Here is a 21537-nt window from a genome sequence, read left to right on the forward strand (position 1 = left end):
TTCAGCGCGCGCGCCAGAGACCCAGCAGGGCGCAGCCGCCCAAGAGCCAGCTCGCCCAGGGCAAGCCCCAGACGTGCTGCGAGGAGGGCGTGGCGCCGTAGAGCAGCACCGCCGCGATCAGCGCGCCCACCGCCCACAAGAGGGCGCGGGTCTGGCGCTGGCTGGCGAGCAGCTCGCGGCGCAGCGCGGCGAACTCGCGGTTGGACACGCCGCCGCCCAGCGACTCGCCCTTCTCCAGCCGCTTGAGCGCGTTTTCCGCCAGCAGCGGCAGGGTCTCGGCCAGGGCCGGCGCCTGGTTCTTCAGGCGGTTGAAGGCGGTGGAGGGCGCCAGGCGCTTACGCATCCAGTCCTCCATGATCGGCTTGGCGGTCTTCCAGAGATCGAGGTCGGGATAGAGCTGGCGTCCCAGGCCCTCGACCTGCAACAGCGTCTTCTGTAGCAACACCAACTGCGGCTGCACCTGGTACTTGAAGCGGCGCGCGATCTGGAACAGCCGCAGCAGGAAGTAGCCGAAGGAAATGTCCTTGATGGGCTTGCCGAAGATCGGCTCGCAGACCGTGCGGATCGCCGACTCGAAGTCCTCGACGCGGGTGCCTTCGGGGATCCAGCCGCTCTCGACATGCAGCTCGGCGATGCGCTTGTAGTCGCGGTTGAAGAAGGCGAGGAAGTTCTCGGCGAGGTAGCGCTGATCCTGGCCGGTGAGCTGGCCGACGATGCCGAAGTCCAGCGCCAGATAGCTCGGCCGACGCGGGTTGCTGATGTCCACGAAGATGTTGCCGGGGTGCATGTCGGCGTGAAAGAAATTGTCGCGGAACACCTGCTTGAAGAAGATCTCCACGCCACGCTCGGCGAGCACCGAGAAGTCCACGCCCTGGCTACGGAAATGCTCCAGCTCGCGCACCGAATGGCCGTAGAGGCGTTCCATGGTCAGCACCCGGGTGCGGGTGTGGTCCCAGAACACCAGCGGGTGGTAGATCAGCTCCGAGCCCAGCCAGTTGCGGCGCAGCTGCGCGGCGTTGGCGCCCTCGCGCATCAGGTCCAGCTCGTCGTAGACGGTCTTCTCGTACTCGCCGACGATGGCCACCGGGCAGAGCCGATGGCCTTCCGGGTGCAAGCGCTCGACCAGCCCGGCCAGAGCACGCAGCAGCGCCATGTCCTTGGCGATGGTGGTTTCGATGCCGGGGCGGATCACCTTCACGCACACCTCGATGCCGCCCTCGCCATGCAGCTTGGCGGTGTGCACCTGCGCCACCGAGGCGGAGGCCAGCGGCTCGTCGTCGAAGCGCTCGTACAGTTCGCTGATCGGCTTGCCGAGTTCCGCTTCAATCAAGCGGCGCGCCTCGGCGCTGGAGAACGGCGGCACCCGGTCCTGCAGCTTGGCGAGTTCCATCGCCACGTCGGGCGGCAGCACATCGGGCCGGGTCGAGAGCGCCTGGCCGAACTTGATGAACACCGTGCCCAGTTCCTGCAAGGCCAGGCGCAGGCGCTCGCCGCGCGGACGCGGGTCCTTGGCGGGCTTGCCGGTCCAGAACTCCTGCAGCCGGTAGCGGCGGATCACTGCGTGGATGCGCCAGAGGCGGGCGCTGGCGACGATCATGCCCTCTGCTCCGGTGCTGCCGGGGCTTCCAGCCGGCGCAGGCGCGCCTCCAGGCGCTCGACATCGTCACGCAGGGTATCGACCGCTTCCATCCATTCCTCGACATCAATCTTGCGCGCGAGGTCGCGGGTTTCCTCGCGCAGGTATTCGGCGGTGTCCAGGCTCAAGGTAGCGGCGCTGCGCCGGCCCCAGCCGAACAATTCCTTGAAGCCGCCGACCAGACGCTGCGCGGCGCCGTCGCCGACATAGCGGGCGACCACTTCGGCGGGGTCGAAGCCGACCCGCGCCAGCAGACGGTTGAAGCGGTGCAGCAGCTCGGCGTCGCCGTCCACCACCACGCCGGCCGGCAGCGTGGTTTCGCCACGCGCGGCCTGCGCCGCCAGCCGGCCGAGGCTGATCGCGCCGCCTTTCAGATGCACGTCGGCGGTGCGCGGAGACTCCGGGCTCACCCGCACGCCTTCGGGGCTGCATTCCAGGTACAGGGTCCAGTCCAGACCCTCGACGGTGAGCGCCAGCACACGGCGATCCAGGCGGGCGAAATCGGCGAGCACTTCCGGCTCCAGCCGGAGCGTGCGATTGAGCGCGACCTCGACGGTCGCGCAGACCAGGGCGGGAGTAGCCACGAAGCTCAGTCCAGCTTGAAGCCGCGATGCACCGCGACGATGCCGCCCGTGAGGTTGTAGACCTGCACCCGCGACAGGCCGGCGTTCTCCATCATGCCCTTGAGCGTTGCCTGGTCCGGGTGCATGCGGATCGACTCGGCGAGGTAGCGGTAGCTGTCGGCGTCGTTGGCGACCAGCTTGCCCATCAAGGGCAGCAGCTTGAAGGAATACTGGTCGTAGACCTTGGCCAGCGGCTCCAGCACGGGCTTGGAGAACTCCAGCACCATCAGTCGCCCGCCCGGCTTCAGGCAGCGGGTCATGGAGCGTAGCGCGGCGTCCTTGTCGGTGACGTTGCGCAGGCCAAAACCAATGGTGATGAGGTCGAAGGTGTCGTCGGCGAAGGGCAGCTTCTCGGCATTGGCCTGCACCGCCGGCACCGTCACCAGGCCGGCGTCGGCGAGCCGGTTGCGGCCCTCGCCCAACATGGCGGCATTGATGTCGGAGAGGATGGACAGGCCCTTGGGGCCGACCGCCTTGGCGAACTCGCGGGTGAGATCGCCAGTGCCGCCGGCGACATCGAGCACCTTCTCGCCGGCGCGCACGCCGGCGAGGTCGATGACGAAGCGCTTCCACAGCCGGTGCACGCCGAACGACATCAGGTCGTTCATCAGGTCGTACTTGCTGGCCACCGAGCTGAACACGCTGGCGACGCGCCGCTGCTTTTCCTGCACCGGCACCTGGGAGAACCCGAAGTGCGTGGTCGCCCCGCTCTGGGGCTCGGTCTTGGGGTCTTCGGGACGGCTCACGGCGGCTGGGAATCGGGCGTAGGGGGCGCTTCTATTCTACGGGCGGTGGCGGCGTGCCGCTGCGCACGCGGGCGATGGCGGCATGCCAGCCGGCCATCAACCGATCGGCCTGCTCGCCGGGCAGGGCCGGCTCGAAGCGGCGCTCCTGCTCCCAGAGCGCGGCGATCTCCTCCAGCGAGCCATAGACGCCGGCACCCAGCCCGGCCAGGAAGGCCGCGCCCAGCGCGGTGGTCTCGGTCACCCGTGGCCGCAGCACCGGAACCTGCAGGGCATCGGCGAGGAACTGGGTCAGCCAGTCGTTGACCACCATGCCGCCGTCGACGCGCAGCTCGTTGGGGCGCACGCCGTCGGCGGCCATGGCGTCGAGCAGGTCGCGGGTCTGGTAGGCCACCGACTCCAGCGCGGCGCGGACGATGTGGGCGAGGCCGGTGTCGCGGGTCAGGCCAAAGATCGCGCCGCGCGCCTGCGGATCCCACCAGGGCGCACCCAGGCCGGTGAAGGCCGGCACCAGGTAGACGCCCTGGGCATCGGGCAGCGAGCGCGCCAGCGCCTCGGTCTCGCCGGCCGACTGGATCAGGTGCACGGCGTCGCGCAGCCACTGCACGGCGGCGCCGGCGACGAAGATGCTGCCCTCCAGGGCATAGGTCGGCCGGCCGTTGAGCCGGTAGGCGACGGTGGACAGCAGCCGGTGCCGCGAGCGCAGGCACTGGCTGCCGGTGTTGAGCACCAGGAAGCAGCCGGTGCCATAGGTGGACTTGGTCATGCCCGGCGCGAAGCAGGCCTGGCCGACGGTGGCCGCCTGCTGATCGCCGGCGATGCCACGCACCGGCACTGGCGCGCCGAGCAGGTCGGCATCGGTGACACCGAAATCGCCGGCGCTGTCGCGTACCTCGGGAAGCAAGGCGCGCGGCACCCGGAAGAAAGCCAGCAGCTCTTCGTCCCACTGCTGGCTGTGGATGTTGAACAGAGCGGTGCGGCTGGCGTTGCTGGCGTCGGTGGCGTGCACGCGGCCGCCGGTGAGATTCCACAGCAGCCAGCTGTCGACGGTGCCGAAGGCCAGCTCGCCGGCCTCCGCGCGCGGCCGCGCGCCGGGCACCTGGTCGAGCAGCCAGGCGATCTTGGTGGCGGAGAAGTAGGGGTCGAGCAGGAGGCCGGTCTTGTCAGCCAGCCAGTCGCTGCGGCCGGCATGGGCGGCGCAGAACTCGGCGGTGCGGCGGTCCTGCCAGACGATGGCGGGCGCGATCGGCAAACCGCTGGCGCGGTCCCAGATCACCGTGGTCTCGCGCTGGTTGGTGATGCCCAGCGCCGCCACCTGGCTGGCCTCGATGCCCGCCGCCCGCAGTGCACCGCGCGCGCAGGCCAGGCTGTCCTGCCAGATGCGCAGGGCATCGTGCTCGACCCAGCCGCTGGCCGGGTAGGACTGCGGCAGCTCCTGCTGCGCGCTGCCGCGATTGCGGCCGGCGCGGTCGAAGACGATGGCGCGCGTCGAGGTGGTGCCCTGGTCGATGGCGAGCAGAAAGCTCATCGGTACTCCTCGCAGATGGTGATATCGCCGTGCCCGGTCCGGCCAGGCCGGCCTTTGGGCAGGATTTTTGCAGACTTGTCGGCAGATTCCGGCGAAGATTCCGCATTGCCGCAGTTCAGCATCCCATAACAAGGCTTCTCAGGCTCGCTCATGCCCACCAGTGCCCAGCACCACCTCCTGCCTGACGGCCAGCGCGCCTGGGTGTACGCCTGGGAGTGCGCGCACCGGCCCAAGGGCGTGGTGCAGATCGTCCATGGCATGGCCGAGCACGGCGGCCGCTACGCGCGACTGGCGGCCCTGCTCAATGCCAAGGGCTTCGCGGTCTACGCCCAGGACCTGCCCGGCCACGGCCAGACCGCGCCCGACACTGCCTCGCTGGGCCACTTCGGGGCCGGCTCGGAGTGGGGCACGGCGCTGGCGGCAATCAATGGCGTGCGCGCGCTGATCGAGCGCGAGCAGCCGGGCGTACCGCTGTTCCTGCTCGGCCACAGCATGGGCAGCTTCCTGACCCAGCACTATCTGGTGGAGCACGGCGAGGGCCTGGCCGGCGCCATCCTCTCGGCGACCAGCGCCAGCATGGGTCCGCTGCGCGCACTGGGCGAACGGCTGATGCGCGCCGAGGCCAAGCTGCTCGGCGCCGACCACCGCAGTGCGCTCGCGGAGCTGATGACCTTCAAGGATTTCAACCGCAAGTTCCGGCCCACCCGCACCGGCTCCGACTGGCTGTCGCGCGATCCCGCCGAGGTCGATGCCTATGTCGCCGACCCTTATTGCGGTTTCCGTTGCAGCGCCTCGCTGTGGGCCGAGCTGCTGCACGCCGGCAAGCTGCTGACCGCGCCCGAGCGGCTGGTGCGGGTGCCCAATGCCCTGCCGGTGCTGCTGCTGGCCGGCAGCGAGGACCCGGTGTGCCAGAACGGCCTGGGCAGTCACCAGCTCGCCAGCGCCTACCGCATGGCCGGCCTGGAGTTCATCGAGATCAAGGTCTATCCGGGCGCGCGCCACGAGCTGCTCAACGAGACCTGCCGCGACGAGGTCAGTCAGGATCTGCTCGAATGGCTGCTGAGCCGGATTGCCCTGAAGGTGGTCGGTATCGACGACGAGGCGCCGAGGCTGCCCAGCGTCGAAGCCTGAGGGCCTGCGCCGGCGCGGCCGCTCAGGCGACCGGCACCTTCAGCTGCATGCCGGCGCGGATGCGGCTGGCATCCTTGAGGTCGTTGAGTTCCAGCAGGTGGCGCACGGTGGTGTTGTAGCGCTGGGCGATCACCGACAGGCTCTGGCCGCTCTTCACCTTGTGCAGACGGGTCGTCGGCTTGGCCTTCTTGCTGCCGGTGGAGCCCATGGCGATTTCATGGCGCTTGACCACCGCCGGCCTGGACTCCGGCTCCGCCTTGGCGACCAGGGTGGAGGTCGCGAAGTCGCGGTCGTTGGGCACCTTGAGGGTCTGGCCGGCGCGGATGCGGCCCTTCTTCAGGCCGTTGACCGCGACCAGGGTCTGCTGCGAAACCCCATAGCGTTTGGCGATGCCGCCGAGCGTGTCGCCCTTGCCAACCTTGTGCGCCAGATAGATCTCGCGCTGCTGGCCGTAGGTCTCGTTGCTGGCCAGCTGCTGGTAGCCGCTGCGGAAGGCGACGGCGCGGCCGACCGGCACGCGGATGCGGTCTCCCGCCGGGACGTAGAGCTTGCCGTTGACCACCTCGGCGCGATAGCCAGGGTTGAGTCGCGCGAAGGTGGCATCGTCGCCACCGGCGAGGCGCACCAGGGTGCGGTAGGGCGTGTAGCGCTCGACGGTGACCGTCTCGAAGCTCAGCGGCACCCGCCGCTGCACGTCGCCGAAGTGCTCGCGCCAGTCGCGCTCGACATCGGCGGCGGCCAGGAACTCCGAATAGAAGTTGCGCGAGGCAAAGCCGAAGCGCTTGTTGCTGTAGTTGGCGAGCAGGTCGTCCAGCGAGCTGCCGCCGGTTTCCTTCAGCGCCCGCGCCAGACCACCGCGACCGTAGTTGTAGGCGGTGACCGCCAGCGGCCAGTCCTGCAGCACGCGGTAGTCGTCGCGCAGATGCTCGGCGGCGGCCTGGGTGGAAGTCCAGGGATCGCGGCGGTCGTCGGAAACATGGTTGAAGCGCATGTACATGCGCGCCGAATCGGGCATGAACTGCCAGAGGCCGGCCGCCGCGACCTTGGAATAGGCCTCGACGTTGAAGCTCGACTCGACGAACGGCAGCCGGGTCAGCATCCGTGGCAGGCCTTCGTTGGCGAAGGTACGTTCCATCTCCGGCAGGTACTGGCCGGAAATCGCCATCGCCTCACCGGTGCGCTCGCGCAGGCCGCGCTGGCTGCGGATGTTGTCGGCCGCCTCGCGCAGGGCACTGCGGTCACCGGCGAACAGCGCGGCCAGCTTGCGCGCCTCGTCGTCCAGCACTTCCGGCGTGTCGCGCTGGGTCGCGGCGCGGCGCAACGCCGCCTCGATGCGCTTCTTGGCGCGCACTTCCTCGGCCGACTTCAGATTGGCAAGCTGCACGCGGCCGAGCGTCTTCGCCTCGTCGCGGAAATCCAGCACCGCGTAGACCCGCTCGGGCTTACGCAGATCGTGGATCACGCTCTGGTTCTCGGAATATTCCGAGAACACCTTGCGCCAGAAGGCGATGTTGCCCTTGAGCGCCGCCGGGCGCGGGAACAGCTCACGCTCGTGCGCCAGGGGATCGACCGGCTCGGCCTTGGGCTTGATCGCCACCGCCGTGGCGGCGGGCGCGGCGGCGGCGGACTCGACCGATGCTGGCGCTGGCGTCGGTGCCGTCGCCGGCACGGCGGTCGGCGTCGGGGCCTCGTAGATCACCGGCGCGGCCGGGGCCGTCACCTGCGCGAGGGCGGCGGAGCTGCCGACGACCAGGAAGGCGAGAGTCAGCTTGCGGTTCAGCGGCATCGGATGAGGCATTCCTGCGTGGAGAAGCTAAATCACCGTGGATGCTAGCCCCAAGGCCAGGGCCTGTCACTTCAAGACAGTCAAAATCCATGCCGTGCGGCCACGGCGACCGGCACTGCCGTTAAGCTCCCGCCCGCAGCCCTCGCACCCAAGACGCCATGACCGCCGACCAACTCTGCCTGCTCGCCGCCGGCCTGTTCTTCCTCACCGGCCTGCTCACCGGGGTTTGGAAATACCTGTGCATCGTCCGCTCGCCGGAGTCGCAGGCACCGGTGTACGTCGACATCGCCCATCGCAGCAGCCTGATGTACGCCTTCTCGGCGATCCTGCTGCGCGAGTTCCTGCCCTACTCGCCGCTGTCGGCCACCGGCACCCTGTGGGCGGTGGCGGCGCCGCTGCTGTTCTTCGCGCTGGCGATCTCGACCTATGTGCTGCACGGCCTGCTGCGCGATACCGACAACCAGTTGCGCGCGCCGCACCGCCTGGGCCAGGCCACCCTGCCCGCGCTCGCCATCCACGGCTTCATGTGGCTGCTGGTGGTGGCCGAGATCGGCGGTTTCGCGCTGCTGTTCTGGGGCTTCCTGCGCAGCCTGGGCTGAACCAGAACGCCGTGGGCTTCCGGTAAGCTCGGCACCTCACTGACTCCGACCGCCGCCATGAGCCTGCGCACGCCCTACCCCGCCATCGCGCCCTACCGCACCCAACGACTGAAGGTCTCGGAGCTGCACGAGCTCTACGTCGAGGAAAGCGGCAACCCGCACGGCAAGCCCATCGTCTTCGTGCACGGCGGGCCGGGCGGCGGCACCGAGGGCTGGCAGCGGCAGTTCTTTGATCCGCAGAAGTACCGCATCGTGCTGTTCGACCAGCGCGGCTGCGGCAAGAGCACGCCGTTCGCGGAACTGCGCGAGAACACCACCTGGGATCTGGTCGCCGACATGGAGCGCATCCGGGTGCTGCTCGGCATCGACCGCTGGGTGGTGTTCGGCGGCAGCTGGGGCTCGACGCTGGCGCTGGCCTATGCCGAGACCCATCCCGAGCGGACACTGGCGCTGATCCTGCGCGGCATCTTCCTGCTGCGCAAAGCCGAACTCGACTGGTTCTACCAGGAGGGCTGCAACTGGATCTATCCGGACATGTGGGAGGCCTACCGCGATGCCATCCCCGAAGCCGAACGCGGCGATTTCGTGTCGGCCTATTACCGTCGCCTCACCAGCCCGGACGCCGCCGTGCGTAGCGCCGCCGCCAAGGCCTGGAGCACCTGGGAGGGCGCCACCAGCAAGCTGTTGCAGAGCCCGGAGATGATCGCCCGTTACGGCGACGACAAGTTCGCCGACGCCTTCGCCCGCATCGAGTGCCACTACTTCATCAACAAGGGCTTCTTCGAGCGCGACGACCAGCTGCTGGCGAACATCGACCGCATCCGCCACATTCCCGGCGTGATCGTGCAGGGCCGCTACGACGTGGTCTGCCCGGCCAAGAGCGCCTGGGACCTGCACCGCGCCTGGCCGGAAGCCGAGCTGAAGATCGTCGGCGACGCCGGCCATGCCGCCAGCGAGAAGGGCATCCTGTCCGCGCTGATCGAGGCGGCGGACCGCTACGCCGACTGAGGCGATCCGGCCTCAGTCGATCAGGGCTTCGACCGGCGCCACCACCCGGGGCGGGCTGCGGAACAGCAACACCAGCGGCAGCACCAGCAGCACGCCGAACATCATCCACTGGAAGTCGGTCAGGGTCGCCAGCAGGCTGGCCTGGCGCTGTACTTCCTGTTCCAGGGTCAGCAGCCCGGCGGTGGAGCCCAGGCCGCCGGCGGCATTGGCGTACTCGGCCAGCGCCGGATTGAACGGGTTGATGTGTTCCACCAGCCGCGCATGCGCCGCCTGGCTGTTCTGGCTGAGGAAGGCGAAGGTCATGGCGATGCCGATGCTGCTGCCGATGTTGCGCACCAGGCTGAACAGGGCGGTGGCATCGCCGCGATGCTCCGGCGCCAGGGTGGCGAAGGTGAGCGTGCTCAGCGGCACGAACACCAGGCCCAGGCCGGCGCCCTGGATCACGCCCGAGACCACCAGCTCCCAGATCGGCACATCGAGATTGAACTGGGTCATCCAGTGCAGCGAGGCGGCGGTGGCGATCAGGCCGGCGGCGATCGGCAGCCGGGCGCCCCAGCGGTCGATCACTTTCGGCACCAGCTTCATCGCCACCATGGTGCCGATGCCGCGCGGCGCGATCACCAGGCCGGTGAGGATCACCGGAAAGCCGCGCAGGTTCTGCAGGAACGGCGGCAGCAGCGCGGCGGTGGCGAACAGCACCACGCCGACCATGCCGATCATCACCAGACCGGTGACGAAGTTGCGGTCGGCGAACAGGCGCGGCGACAGGAACGGTGCGCGGGCGGTGAGCGTGTGCACCACGAAGAGGTAGAAGGCCAGCGCCGCCACCGCCGCTTCCAGCACGATCTCGGGGGAACCGAACCAGTCCTTGGTCTCGCCACGGTCGAGCATCAATTGCAGCGAGGCGATGGCCAGGCTCAGCAGCGCGAAGCCGAGGCCGTCCAGGCGCAGGCCGCGCTTGGGCGCATCGGCCGGCAGCGCCGCCGACAGGCCCATGAAGGCGAGGATGCCGACCGGCAGGTTGATGTAGAACACCCAGCGCCAGCTATAGGTCTCGGTGAGCCAGCCGCCGAGCGTCGGGCCGATGATCGGGCCGACCATCACGCCCATGCCCCAGAGCGACATCGCCGCGCCGTGCTGCTCCTTGGGATAGGTGTCGAGCAGCACCAGCTGCGAGAGCGGCACCAGCGAGGCGCCGCACAGGCCCTGCAACAGGCGGAAGGCGACGATCTGTGGCAGCGAGGTGGCGAGTCCGCACAGCATCGAGGCCAGGGTGAAGCCGACCACGGCGGTGAGGAACAGCCGCTTGCGGCCAAAGCGCTGGGCCAGGAAGCCGGTGGGCGCGGTGGCGATGGCGGCGGCGACGATGTAGCTGGTCAGCACCCAGGAGATCTGCTCCTGCGAGGCTCCAAGGCCGCCCTGCATATGCGGCAGAGCGACGTTGGCGATGGTCGAGTCCAGCGTCTGCATCAGGGTCGCCGCCATCACCGAGGCGGCGACCAGGCCGCGCTGGGCGGCGGGCGTGCGGCTCATGGCCGGTAGCGGCCTACTGCGCCGCCTCGGCGCTGCCGAGGCCGAAGGCCGACATCAGGCGGGCGATGCCGGAGTGCTTGCGGGCGCCGGTATCGACGCGAATCTCGGCGCTCATGCCGGCGCGCAGCGGCGGCTCGTCGGCACGGTGCTCCAGGCGCACCCGCACCGGGATGCGCTGCACCACCTTCACCCAGTTGCCGCTGGCGTTCTGCGCCGGCAGCACCGAGAACTCCGAGCCGGTGGCCTGGCCGATGCTTTCCAGCCGACCCTGCCATTGCGTGTTCGGATAGGCGTCGATGGCCACCGCCACCGGCGCGCCGACGCGCAGGTGCTCCAGCTCCGACTCCTTGAAGTTGGCTTCCACCCAGGACTCCTCCTCGGCGACCACGCTCATCACCGGCAGGCCGGGCATGGCGTAGGTGCCGGGGTCCGGCACCTTGCTGGCGATGCCGTCGATGGGGGCCTTGAGGGTGCTGCGCTGCAAGTCCAGGCGGGCTTTTTCCAGGGCGGCGGCGGCGGCGAGATAAGTGGGATGGGTTTCCACCGGGGCCTTGAGATCGCCGTTGAGCTGCGCCAGGGCCTCGTTGAGATCGTGCTGCAACTCCTGCACGCGGTTGCCGGCGACATCCAGGGTGTGGCTGGCGTCGTCCACTTCCGACTGCGAGACCGCGCCGCTGCCGCGCAGCTCGCGGATGCGGCGGGCATGGGTCTGCTGGTAGGCGAGGTCGGACTGCGCCGAGGCCAGGGCCGAGAGCTTCTGGCCATAGCTGGCGCGCAGCGACTGGATCTGCAAACGGGTCTGGGCGAGGTTGGCCTCGGCCTGCTGCACCGCCACCTGGAACGGCGCGCGCTCCAGTTGCAGCAGCGGCTCGCCGCGCCGCACCGGCTGGTTCTCCTTCACCAGCACTTCGGCGACCAGGCCGGTGACCTCGGCGCTGACGTTGACCTTGTTGGCCTTCACGTAGGCGTCGTCGGTATCGACGTAGCGGCCACCCAGCAGCCAGAGCGAAGCGCCGGCCAGCAGCGCCAGCGCCGGGCCGGCAATGAACAGCGCGCGGCGCAGGCGGCGGCGCTCGGGGATGGCGCCGCTGGGCTTGACAGGCGGTACCGGCTTGGTCGCAGCGGCGTCGTTGGCGGCGGGCGCGTTGGTCGGGGTGGGGGTTTCGGATTCGTTCATGACTTACTCCTTGGCGGCGGCGCCGCTGAGGTTGGTTTTCACCCGCTGCAGCAGGCTTTCCAGCTGTTCGCGCTCACCGGCGCTGAGGCCGGCCAGGGCCTGGCCGCGCACCACCGCACCGACCCGCCACAGCTCGGCGGTGACCGGCGCGGCCTTGTCGGTGAGTTGCAGGCGGGTGGCGCGACGGTCGGACTCGTGCGCCTCGCGGCGCAGCCAGCCGGACTTCTCCAGCCGGTCCACGAGCTGGGTGACGGTGACCTTGCTCACTTCGAGACGCTCGGCCAGTTCCGACTGGGTCAGGCCGGGCGTCTTGTTGAGGTGGGCCAGGGCCAGCCACTGCGGCTGGGTCAGCTCCCAGTCCTGCGCCTGTTCGCGGAAGCGTGCGCGCAGCAGGCGGCTCACTTCCATCAGCAGGGAGGTGACGGTGACGGGCGGTGGCGCAGGGGTCTTGGACATATGGTTAGCTTACTAACCATTTGCCAACTAATCAATTACCGCTGTTCGGCGCGGCGCGACCGTCCGGCCCGGCGGCGGCAGCGCCGGGTGTCGGTTGAGGATGGATGCAGAGGCGCCGCAGGCCGCCGCGTGCTTAAGGCCCGCCGGGCCGGCGGCCGGTGCCGCCCTCGCCATAGCCGCCGTATCCGGACGGCGAGGCGCTGGTGTAGTTGACCCAGTCTTCCCACTGGCTGCTCTTGAGCACGCCGGCCACGGCGACATCGAAGCGGGCCTGGATGCCGTAGCGCTCGGCCATCAGCGCGGTCCAGCGCTGCACCCAGGCCTGGTTGGCGGCGAGAAAGTCGGGCTGGTGGGGGTCGAGCCGGGCGCGCTCGCGATTGAGCGTCTGCAACTCGCGCTCGATCTCGCGGCGGCGGACGGCGTCGATGTCATAGGCGGCCAGCACCTGGTCCTGCTGCTCGCGGCTGGCTTCGACCAGCGCCAGCAGGCGCACCACCGCGCGATCGCTGCGCAGCGACTCGTCCCCGGGCCGGAACTGCGGGCCGGAGCAGGCGGTGATGCCGGCCAGCAGGCTCAGCAGCAGCAGGCGACGCGTGGCGGGGCAGAGATTCATGACGGACCTGGGCTCGATGAGTGAATGAGGGATGCAGCCGGCGCGGCTAGCGTCGCGCCAGCCAGCCTACAGCGGCAAGCCCTCGTCGCGCTTGATCGCCTCCAGCACCAGCGAGGAGCGCACGTCGCGCACGCCGGGCAGGCCGATCAGCACCTGCATGGAAAACTCCGCGAAAGCCTGGAGATCGGCGACCTGCACATGCAGCAGATAGTCCTGATCGCCGGTCATCACATAGCAGGCGCGCACCTCCGGCCGGCGGCGGATCGCTTCCTGAAACGCCTGGCTGGCGTCCTTGGACTGGCGCTCGATGGCGACCCGCACGAAGGCCTCCAGCGTCTGCCCCAGCGCCACCGGGCTGAGCACGGCGGCGTAGCGCTCGATCACCCCGGCGTCTTCCAGCTTCTTCACCCGCCGCTGGCAGGCGGTGGCCGACAGCGCCACCTTCTCGGCCAGGGCCACCACCGGCAGGCGGCCGTCGCGCTGCAGCTCGCGGAGGATGCGTAGGTCGGTGCGGTCGAGATCAGCGCGCATGTTTATGGCGATTTTTGGATATTTGCTAGCGGATTGCTGCGCAAGCATCGGTTCCGGCGCCGGACTTTGCAAGGAACCGCCAGCGGCTTCGCGCTACAGTGGCTCCCAGAACCGGCCCCAGGAGGAGACTGCGATGAGCAAGGCCAGCAACTACGTCTCGCGCCTGCCCGACGAGACCGGCCTGGTGCGCTACGGCGACGAGGAAAACGCGATCTGGGCGGAGCTGTACGCGCGTCAGGAGCAGGCCATCCAGGGCAAGGCCTGCGAGGAATTTCTCTACGGCCTGGAGCAGATCGGCATGCCCAGGGACCGGGTGCCGCAACTGCCGGAGATCAGCAGGGTGTTGAAGCGCGAGACCGGCTGGGAGGTCGCCTACGTGCCGGCGCTGATCCCCTTCGGCGAGTTCTTCCGCCTGCTCGCCAACAAGCAGTTCCCCGCCGCCACCTTCGTGCGCCGCCGCGAGGAGCTGGACTATCTGCAGGAGCCTGACATCTTCCACGAGCTGTTCGGCCACACGCCGCTGCTCACCAACCCGCACTTCGCCGACTTCACCCACCGCTACGGCCAGCTCGGCCTCGCCGCCAGCCGCGAGGACCGCGTCTACCTCGCGCGCCTTTACTGGTTCACCGTCGAATTCGGCCTGCTGCAAAAGCCGGGGCAGGACCTGCGCATCTACGGCGGCGGCATCCTCAGCTCGATCGGCGAGACCGAGTACGCCTATCGCTCCAACGTCGCGCTGCGCAAACGCTTTGCGCTCACCGAGGTGCTGCGCACGCCCTATCGCATCGACATCATGCAGCCGCTCTACTACGTGATCGAAGAGCTGGCCGACCTCTCGCGCCTGACCCAGCTCGACCTGATGGCGAAAGTCCAGGAGGCCCGCGCCCTCGGCCTGCTGGAAGCCCTCTATGCGCCCAAGCCGCCACTCGCGGCCTGATCCCCGTTGATCCATCGCAGGAATCCCCCATGAGCCACCTCAACCCGCTCGCCACCGAAGGCTTCGAGTTCGTCGAATTCACCGCGCCCAGCGCCGCCGGCATCCAGCAGCTGCACCGGCTGTTCGAGATGATGGGCTTCACCGCCGTCGCCCGGCACCGCAGCAAGGACGTGACCCTGTTCCGCCAGGGCGGCATCAACTTCCTGGTCAACGGCACGCCCTACACGCACTTCGCGCAGTTCGCGCAGGCGCACGGCCCCAGCGCCTGCGCGATGGGCTGGCGCGTGGCCGACGCGCCGGCCGCCTACGCGCACGCGATCAGCCAGGGCGCGGTGGCCTTCGACGCCAAGCCCGGCTTCATGGAACTGCGCCTGCCCAGCGTCTACGGCATCGGCAACTCGGTGCTCTACTTCGCCGACCGCAAGACCGGCCACGACATCTACGACGTGGACTTCGTGTTCTTCCCCGGCGTCGACAAGCGCCCGGTGGGCGTCGGCCTCACCGAGATCGACCATCTCACCCACAACGTCGAGCGCGGCAACATGGACCTGTGGGCCGGCTTCTACGAGCGCATCGCCAACTTCCGGCAGATCCGCTACTTCGACATCGAGGGCAAGCAGACCGGCCTGTTCAGCAAGGCGATGACCAGCCCCTGCGGCAAGATCCGCATCCCGATCAACGAATCGGCCGACGAGCACAGCCAGATCGAGGAATTCCTCAAGCAGTATCGCGGCGAGGGCATCCAGCACATCGCACTGTCCACGCCCGACATCTACGAGACCGTGTCCGCGCTCAAGCACCGTGGCGTGGTGTTCATGGATACGCCGGATACCTATTACGACAAGGTCGACAGCCGCGTGCTCAACCACGGCGAGAGCGTCGCCCAGCTCAAGGAACTGAAGATCCTGATCGACGGCGCGCCGGTGGAGGGCATCCTGCTGCAGATCTTCACCAGCACGGTGATCGGTCCGATCTTCTTCGAGATCATCCAGCGCAAGGGTAACGAGGGCTTCGGCGAGGGCAATTTCCGCGCGCTGTTCGAGTCCATCGAGGAAGACCAGATCAAGCGCGGCGTGCTCAAGACCGAAGCGGTCTAGCGCCAGGGAGCCGGCCATGACCCGCAAGTGGATCCACCGTCCGCACATCGAGGGCCTGGCCTCGCGCCAGGCGCATGCCGACCTGCCGCCGGGCACGGTGGAACGCGAGTTGGGCAAGGAGGGCTTCTTCGGCCCGGCCAGCCACATGATCCATCCGCGTCCACCCACCGGCTGGACCAGTTGGGAAGGCCCGCTACGGCCGCGCGCCTTCGATGCCGCCCAGCTCGGCCCCGGCGGCGCCTCACCCTGGGATGCCCACGAGCTGCTGTTCAATGCCCATGTGCGGCTGCGGCAATGGACTTGCACGGCTTCGATGGATCACCTGGCGCGCAACAGCGACGGCGACGAGCTGCTGTTCGTCCACGCCGGCCGCGCCGCGCTGTTTTGCGACTACGGCCATCTCGCCATCGAAGCCGGCGACTATGTGCTGCTGCCGCGCGGCACGATGTGGCGCATCGAATGCGCGGCGCCCATCACCCTGCTGCTGATCGAGGCCAGCAACAGCAGCTACCAGTTGCCGGACAAGGGCCTGCTCGGCGAACACGCGATCTTCGACCCGGCGATGTTCGACATCCCGGCGCTCGACGCCGCTTTCAAGGCACAGGCGGCGGAACCGGGCGAGTGGCAGGTGCGGATCAAGCGCCGCAACGCGCTCTCCACCGTCCACTATCCCTACAACCCGCTGGACGCGCTGGGCTGGCACGGCACTCTGCACCCGGTACGCGTCAATGTGCGCGACCTCCGCCCGCTGGTGTCGGCGCGCTACCACCTGCCGCCTTCGGCGCACACCACCTTCGTGGCGAACCGCTTCGTGGTCTGCACTTTCGCACCGCGCCCCTTCGAGACCGATCCGGGCGCGATCAAGGTGCCGTTCTTCCACAACAACGACGACTACGACGAGGTCTTGTTCTACCACGCGGGCGACTTCTTCAGCCGCGACAACATCCACGCCGGCATGCTCACCCTGCACCCCTGCGGCTTCACCCACGGCCCGCATCCCAAGGCCCTGGGCAAGATGCTGGTGCAGAGCAAGCCGGCCACTGACGAATACGCGGTGATGATCGACACCCGCGACGCGCTGGAGATCGGCGCCGCCGCCAGCCAGGTCGAGAACCCCGACTACCACCTTTCCTGGCGCCAGCCCTAGAGCCACCATGAAATTCGCCACCCTCGCCACCGGCAGCCGCGACGGCCAGTTGCTCCTGGTCAGCCGCGATCTGCAACGCATGCTGCCGGTGCCAGACCTCGCGCCGACACTGCAAGCCCTGCTCGATGACTGGCCGCGTCTGTCGCCGCTGATGGCCGAGCGCTATGCCGCGCTGTGCGCCGGCGAGCGCTGCGAGACCAGCCTGCCCTACGACGCCAGCCGCCTGCTCTCGCCGCTGCCACGCGCCTACCAGTGGGCGGATGGCTCGGCCTACGTCAATCACGTCGAGCTGGTGCGCAAGGCGCGCGGCGCCGAGATGCCGGCAAGCTTCTGGACCGATCCGCTGATGTACCAGGGCGGCAGCGACAGCTTCCTGGCGCCGACTGCGCCGATTGCGGCGATGAGCGAGGACTACGGCATCGACCTCGAAGCTGAAGTCGCGGTGATTACCGACGACGTACCGATGGCGGTCTCGCCGGAGGCGGCGCGCGGCCACATCCGTCTGCTGATGCTGGTCAACGATGTCTCGCTGCGCAATCTCATCCCGAACGAGCTGGCCAAGGGCTTCGGCTTTTTCCAGAGCAAGCCGTCCAGCGCCTTCTCGCCGCTGGCGGTGACGCCGGACGAACTCGGCGAGGCCTGGCGCGAGGCGCGTCTGCACCGGCCGCTGCTGTCCTGGCTCAACGGAGCGCCGCTGGGTGCGCCGGACGCCGGTGTGGACATGAACTTCGACTTCGGCCAGTTGGTCGCCCACGCCGCCAAGACCCGGCCGCTGGCGGCGGGTTCGATCATCGGCAGCGGCACCGTCAGCAACCGCGACGCCGACGGCGGTCCGGGCCGGCCGGTGGCCGAGGGCGGGCTGGGCTATTCCTGCCTGGCCGAGCTGCGCACGGTGGAAACCCTGCGCCTGGGCAAACCTCAGACACCCTTTCTGCGCTTTGGCGACACCGTAAAAATCGAGATGTGCGATGCGCAGGGCCGTTCGATCTTTGGCGCCATCGAGCAGCGCGTCGAGCGCCATCCCGGCGCCTGATACATGCTCCGCCCCAAGTACGGAGACTCACCAACCATGTTGACGCTCTACAGCTACTGGCGCTCCTCGGCGAGCTACCGCGTGCGCATCGCCCTGGCGCTCAAGGGCCTGGACTACGAGTACCGGCCGGTGCATCTGGTGAAGGACGGCGGCGAGCAGCACGCCGCCGGCTACCGGGCGATCAACCCCGAGGGCCGGGTGCCGCTGCTGATCGACGGCGACTTCAAGCTCGGCCAGTCGCTAGCGATCCTGCGCTATCTCGACGCGCGCTTTCCGGAGCGCCCACTGGTTTCCGCCGAGCCGCGCGAAGCGGCGCGCGCCTGGCAGTTCTGCGAGGCGATCAACGCCGACATCCAGCCGCTGCACAACCTCGGCCCGCTCGGCTACCTGAGCAAGACCCTGGGCGTGGACGAGAGGCAGCGCGAGACCTGGATACGGCACTGGATCGACCGTGGCCTGAGTGCGCTGGAAGCGGAAGTCGCCGACCAGCCACTGGAGAGCGCGGTGTTCGGCGATAGCCCCGGCATTGCCGATTGCTGCCTGGTGCCGCAGGTCTACGCAGCGCGGCGCTTCGGCGCCGATCTGGCGCGCTATCCGCGCCTGATGGCGCTCGCGGCGCGGCTGGAGTCCCTGCCGGCCTTCATCGCCGCGCATCCGGATCAGCAGCCGGATGCGCAGCCGGGTTGATGCGATTTTCCTGAGCGTCTTCGACTTATGCACCGACCAACTGTCGTCATACCGGCGGCAGCCGGCATCCAGTCCTTCAAGCTGGGAAACCCTAGCGGGTACTGGATTCCGGCTTGCGCCGGAATGACGCAGGGCGTGTAGCAGTACCCACCCTAGCCGGCGGTCTTCGCGATCAGCGCCCGATAGAACTCGGCCATGCGGTCGAGGTTGTCGATCGACAGCCGCTCGTTGGTGCCGTGGATCATGTCGAGCTCGGCGAGCTTCAGGCGCACCGGCTGGAAGCGGTAGACATCCTCGGCGCGGCCGCTGAACACCCGGCTGTCGGTGCCGCCCAGCACCAGCGCAGGTGCCACCGGAGCGCCGCTGAATTCCGCCGCCAGCGCGGCGATGGCCTGGTAGGCCGGCGATGCGGTGGACGACACCGGCGAGGGTTCATTGGGCGTGCCTTCCCATTCCAGCGTCACCGGCAGACTGCCCACCGCCTGTTGGGCGCGTGCCAGCGCCGAGGCCGCGCTATCGCGCGGGTGCAGGCGGTAGTTGATGCGCGCCATCGCGGTCTGCGGCAGCACGTTCTCCTTCGGCGAACCTTCCAGCATGGTCGGCGCCATCGTGGTGTGCAGCAGCGCCGCGCCCGAGGGCGTGGCGGCGATCTGCCGCTCCAGCAGCGGCTGGAACAACCAGCTATTGGCGACCGCCATGCGGATGCCCAGGCCACCGTGCGGCGCCAGTTGCTCCAGCATTTCGCGCGCCGGGCCGGAGTAGTCGAGCGGGAAGGGATCGCCGGTGATGGCGGTGATCGCCGCCGCCAGCGTCGCCACCGCAGTCTCCGGCGGCGGCATCGAGGAATGTCCGCCGGGTGCGCGCGCCGTGACCCGCAGGGTCGCGTAGCCCTTCTCGGCGATGCCGACCAGGGCCACCGGCGCGCCGGTGACCGGATGGTCTTCGATCACCAGCATGCCCTCGTCGAGCACGTATTCCGGCTTGATGCCCTGGGCTTGCAGGTGCTCGGCGATGGCCTTGGCGCCGGAGCCCAGCACCTCTTCGTTGTGGCCGAAGGCGAACAGCACCGTGCGCGCCGGAACAAAGCCGCTGGCGGCCAGCGATTCGGCGGCCTCGAACAGGGCGACCAGCGAGCCCTTGTCGTCGGCGGCGCCACGGCCCCAGACATAGCCGCCCTCGACCGCGCCGGAGAACGGCGCCTGCTGCCAGTCGCCCTCGGTGCCGGGCGAGACCGGCACCACGTCCTGGTGCGCCATCAGCAGGATCGGCGCGCGGGCCGCGTCGCGGCCAGGCCAGGTGTAGAGCAGGCTGCGGCCGTCCAGCACTTCGCGGCGCATCGCTGCGTGCGCGGCCGGGTAGGTCAAGGCCAGCCAGTCGTGCAGGCGCTGCCACTCGGGCAACTCGTCCTGCTGCGGGTCCTGGTGGGTGACGGTGCGGAAGCGGATCGCCTCGCCCAAGTGTTGCGCCAGACGGGCGCCGTCGATGGCGTCGGGTAGCGCGGTGCCAGCGGCGGCGGGCGCCGCCGCTGCCTGCAGGCTGACGGTGCGCAGGGCCACCACACCCGCCAGTCCCAGCAGACCGGCCGGCAGCAGCCACCAGAGCTTCTTGCTCATCTCGTCTCCTCCTGACTGGCGGCGCGCAACTGCCGCAGATCCTCGGCATGGCGCAGGCGCGAGGCGCGGCGCAACTGGGCTTCCTCAAAACGGCGCCGCTCGGCCTCGCTCTCGGCCAGCAGCGCCGGCACCGGACGCGGCTTGCCGGCGGCATCGAGCGCCACGAAGGTGAGGTAGGCGGACAGGATGTGGCGGCGGTCGGTGGTGCCGATGCACTCGGCCTCGACCCGCACGCCCACCTCCATCGAGGTGGTCCAGGCGCGGTTGACGCTGGCGGCGAACACCAGCACGTCGCCCTTGCGCGCCGGCGCCAGGAAGTGCACGGCATCGACGCTGGCAGTGACGCAGACGCCACCGGCATGACGGTCGGCGACCACGGCGGCGATGCGGTCCATCTGCGCCATGATCAGGCCGCCGAACACGGTGTCGTTGGAGTTGAGGTCGTTGGGGAACACCATGTAGACCTGCTCGTGCAGCGCGGTCGAGGCGACGCTGCGGGCGGCGGATTCAGCCATTCACCGTCTCCAGAAAAACCTGGCGGCTGTCGCTGCCGCGACGACGCACCTGGAAGCGAGCACCCTCGACCACGCGGATGCAGCCCTCGCCCTGCAGGCCGATGCGCTGCCCCTGAATGCTCTCGCCCTCGATGCGGTAGTGCAGCAGGCCGGGACGCGGCAGCCGGATCGGCAGCGAGATGCTCGGCGCCGCCTCGGTGATCTCGAAGCTGGCGACGCGCTTGCCTTCGATCAGCAGCGCTAGGCGCTCGCTCTGCTGCACCGCGCCCAGCTGGTTCTGGACGAGGATGGTCAGGGGCGCATAGCCCAGAGGCGCGACACCGGGGCTGCGGCTGCGGGCCACGACCGGGGCTGCGGCTTTCGGCGCGGCGCGCGGCGCGCTGGCGGGCGCAGCGGGGGTCATCTTGACGGCCGGAGCCGGCGCCGAGGCGGTCACGACGGGTGTAGCGGACGCGGCCCGGACGGCCGGCTCCGGCGCGGCGAAGGCAGCGGGCTCCGGCTCGCCAGGCAGGGTCGTCAGCCCCTGACGCCGACGCAGCAGCTCGGCCTCCATGGCCGCCGCCGAAGCAGATAGCTCCGGACTGGCCGCCGGCTCGGCGGGTGGGATGCTGCGCGGCGCCTCGACCGGCGGCTCCGCAACGGCAACGGCGCTGGGTTCGCTCACCGCCGCCGGTGCGGCTGCGGCGGGCTGCGCGGCCGGCTCGCTGACTGGGGCCGGCTCGGGCGCGGGCAGCTCCGGCGTCGGACGGTCGGCGGCCATCTCAGCGGCAAGCTGGCCGTCCTTCGGCAGGGGCGCGGCTGGCGCGGTCCAGTTGCCGGCGCTGGCCTGGGTGAGCGGATCGCCGCTGCCGATGGGGTGCCGGTAGATGGCGTAGGCCAGGCCCAGGGCGGACACCCCGGCCAGGGCCAGAGCCAGTCGGCGACTGCGGGGAAGCTGGGCCTCGCCCACCCCGGCGCGGCCGACGGCGGCAATGGTGGCGGCATAGAAGCCGATCACCAGCAACACCAGGACGGCGATGAGCGACGTCAACATATTGTGTCCCCCAAGCCTGTCTTAACTACCGCTGGTGGTAGCGGCGCAAGGTTAGCCCAGACTGAGGAACAGCGCCTAGTGTCGGGCGGGGGATCAGCCCGGGTAGGGGCG

At 69.3% G+C, this 21537-nt stretch carries 21 protein-coding genes; 8 read left to right on the plus strand and 13 right to left on the minus strand.

What is annotated here, in order from left to right:
* Position 1: 1 nt before the first annotated feature.
* The 4 genes from ubiB to glpK are packed head-to-tail and all read right to left on the minus strand — an operon-like array spanning position 2 to position 4530.
* Positions 2–1597, minus strand: a complete 1596-nt coding sequence (gene ubiB, locus ED208_RS15485; protein ID WP_123212833.1) for a ubiquinone biosynthesis regulatory protein kinase UbiB — start codon at positions 1595–1597, stop codon at positions 2–4.
* Positions 1594–2220 (minus strand): ubiquinone biosynthesis accessory factor UbiJ, encoded by a 627-nt coding sequence (locus ED208_RS15490; RefSeq protein ID WP_158608588.1) that lies wholly within the window; start codon positions 2218–2220, stop codon positions 1594–1596. Before ED208_RS15490 ends, ubiB begins: the two co-directional genes overlap by 4 nt.
* Before the next feature lie 5 nt (positions 2221–2225).
* Positions 2226–3005, minus strand: a complete 780-nt coding sequence (gene ubiE / locus ED208_RS15495; protein ID WP_123212834.1) for a bifunctional demethylmenaquinone methyltransferase/2-methoxy-6-polyprenyl-1,4-benzoquinol methylase UbiE — start codon at positions 3003–3005, stop codon at positions 2226–2228.
* A gap of 31 nt (positions 3006–3036) precedes the next feature.
* Positions 3037–4530 carry a glycerol kinase GlpK gene (glpK, locus tag ED208_RS15500; RefSeq protein ID WP_123212835.1) on the minus strand — a complete coding sequence of 498 codons (1494 nt, stop codon included), beginning with the start codon at positions 4528–4530 and terminating at the stop codon, positions 3037–3039.
* Between the two features lie 150 nt (positions 4531–4680).
* Here glpK and ED208_RS15505 point away from each other — a divergent pair, with 150 nt between their 5' ends.
* Positions 4681–5661: an alpha/beta hydrolase gene (locus ED208_RS15505; protein ID WP_123212836.1), complete on the plus strand. Its 981-nt coding sequence runs from the start codon at positions 4681–4683 to the stop codon at positions 5659–5661.
* A gap of 22 nt (positions 5662–5683) precedes the next feature.
* Here the strand turns inward: ED208_RS15505 and ED208_RS15510 are convergent, their stop codons facing one another.
* A complete protein-coding gene (locus ED208_RS15510) occupies positions 5684–7447 on the minus strand; it encodes a lytic transglycosylase domain-containing protein (protein WP_123212837.1) in 1764 nt (587 codons plus the stop codon).
* Positions 7448–7605: 158 nt separating this feature from the next.
* Between ED208_RS15510 and ED208_RS15515 the strand changes: the two genes are divergently transcribed.
* Together ED208_RS15515 and pip are read left to right on the plus strand one after the other, a co-directional pair.
* Positions 7606–8046 (plus strand): hypothetical protein, encoded by a 441-nt coding sequence (locus ED208_RS15515; RefSeq protein WP_123212838.1) that lies wholly within the window; start codon positions 7606–7608, stop codon positions 8044–8046.
* A 57-nt stretch (positions 8047–8103) separates the two neighbouring features.
* Positions 8104–9054: a prolyl aminopeptidase gene (pip, locus tag ED208_RS15520; protein WP_123212839.1), complete on the plus strand. Its 951-nt coding sequence runs from the start codon at positions 8104–8106 to the stop codon at positions 9052–9054.
* Between the two features lie 12 nt (positions 9055–9066).
* On the opposite strand, the gene ED208_RS15525 is transcribed toward pip, so the two are convergent.
* The 5 genes from ED208_RS15525 to ED208_RS15545 form a co-directional block, all read right to left on the minus strand.
* A complete protein-coding gene (locus ED208_RS15525; RefSeq protein ID WP_123212840.1) occupies positions 9067–10587 on the minus strand; it encodes a DHA2 family efflux MFS transporter permease subunit in 1521 nt (506 codons plus the stop codon).
* A gap of 13 nt (positions 10588–10600) precedes the next feature.
* Positions 10601–11764: an HlyD family secretion protein gene (locus ED208_RS15530; RefSeq protein ID WP_123212841.1), complete on the minus strand. Its 1164-nt coding sequence runs from the start codon at positions 11762–11764 to the stop codon at positions 10601–10603.
* Between the two features lie 3 nt (positions 11765–11767).
* Entirely contained in the window at positions 11768–12220 is a 453-nt protein-coding gene (locus tag ED208_RS15535) for a MarR family winged helix-turn-helix transcriptional regulator (protein WP_123212842.1), read from the minus strand.
* Positions 12221–12353: 133 nt separating this feature from the next.
* Positions 12354–12833: a hypothetical protein gene (locus ED208_RS15540; protein ID WP_123212843.1), complete on the minus strand. Its 480-nt coding sequence runs from the start codon at positions 12831–12833 to the stop codon at positions 12354–12356.
* Positions 12834–12899: 66 nt separating this feature from the next.
* The gene (locus tag ED208_RS15545) at positions 12900–13364 is read right to left on the minus strand and encodes an Lrp/AsnC family transcriptional regulator (protein WP_123212844.1); all 465 of its coding nucleotides are present in this window, start codon (positions 13362–13364) and stop codon (positions 12900–12902) included.
* A gap of 133 nt (positions 13365–13497) precedes the next feature.
* Between ED208_RS15545 and phhA the strand changes: the two genes are divergently transcribed.
* Genes phhA through maiA form a run of 5 tightly spaced genes read left to right on the plus strand, consistent with a single transcriptional unit; the run spans position 13498 to position 18265 of the window.
* Positions 13498–14301, plus strand: a complete 804-nt coding sequence (phhA, locus tag ED208_RS15550; RefSeq protein WP_123212845.1) for a phenylalanine 4-monooxygenase — start codon at positions 13498–13500, stop codon at positions 14299–14301.
* Between the two features lie 29 nt (positions 14302–14330).
* Positions 14331–15398, plus strand: a complete 1068-nt coding sequence (hppD, locus tag ED208_RS15555; protein WP_123212846.1) for a 4-hydroxyphenylpyruvate dioxygenase — start codon at positions 14331–14333, stop codon at positions 15396–15398.
* A gap of 16 nt (positions 15399–15414) precedes the next feature.
* Positions 15415–16545 carry a homogentisate 1,2-dioxygenase gene (locus tag ED208_RS15560; RefSeq protein WP_123212847.1) on the plus strand — a complete coding sequence of 377 codons (1131 nt, stop codon included), beginning with the start codon at positions 15415–15417 and terminating at the stop codon, positions 16543–16545.
* A gap of 7 nt (positions 16546–16552) precedes the next feature.
* Positions 16553–17578, plus strand: coding sequence for a fumarylacetoacetate hydrolase family protein (locus ED208_RS15565; RefSeq protein WP_123212848.1), 1026 nt, complete (start codon positions 16553–16555; stop codon positions 17576–17578).
* Positions 17579–17614: 36 nt separating this feature from the next.
* Complete coding sequence (gene maiA, locus ED208_RS15570) at positions 17615–18265, plus strand: maleylacetoacetate isomerase (RefSeq protein ID WP_123212849.1); 651 nt, start codon at positions 17615–17617, stop codon at positions 18263–18265.
* Positions 18266–18417: 152 nt separating this feature from the next.
* Here maiA and ED208_RS15575 read toward each other — a convergent pair whose 3' ends face one another.
* Genes ED208_RS15575 through ED208_RS15585 form a run of 3 tightly spaced genes read right to left on the minus strand, consistent with a single transcriptional unit; the run spans position 18418 to position 21426 of the window.
* Positions 18418–19878, minus strand: a complete 1461-nt coding sequence (locus tag ED208_RS15575; RefSeq protein WP_123212850.1) for a M20 family peptidase — start codon at positions 19876–19878, stop codon at positions 18418–18420.
* Positions 19875–20393, minus strand: a complete 519-nt coding sequence (locus ED208_RS15580; protein ID WP_123212851.1) for an acyl-CoA thioesterase — start codon at positions 20391–20393, stop codon at positions 19875–19877. Before ED208_RS15580 ends, ED208_RS15575 begins: the two co-directional genes overlap by 4 nt.
* On the minus strand, positions 20386–21426 hold the full coding sequence (locus ED208_RS15585) for a hypothetical protein (RefSeq protein WP_123212852.1): 1041 nt from the start codon (positions 21424–21426) through the stop codon (positions 20386–20388). The genes ED208_RS15580 and ED208_RS15585 overlap by 8 nt, the downstream gene beginning before the upstream one ends.
* Positions 21427–21537: the final 111 nt, after the last annotated feature.

This window comes from Stagnimonas aquatica (genome assembly GCF_003730135.1).
Taxonomy (GTDB): domain Bacteria; phylum Pseudomonadota; class Gammaproteobacteria; order Nevskiales; family Nevskiaceae; genus Stagnimonas; species Stagnimonas aquatica.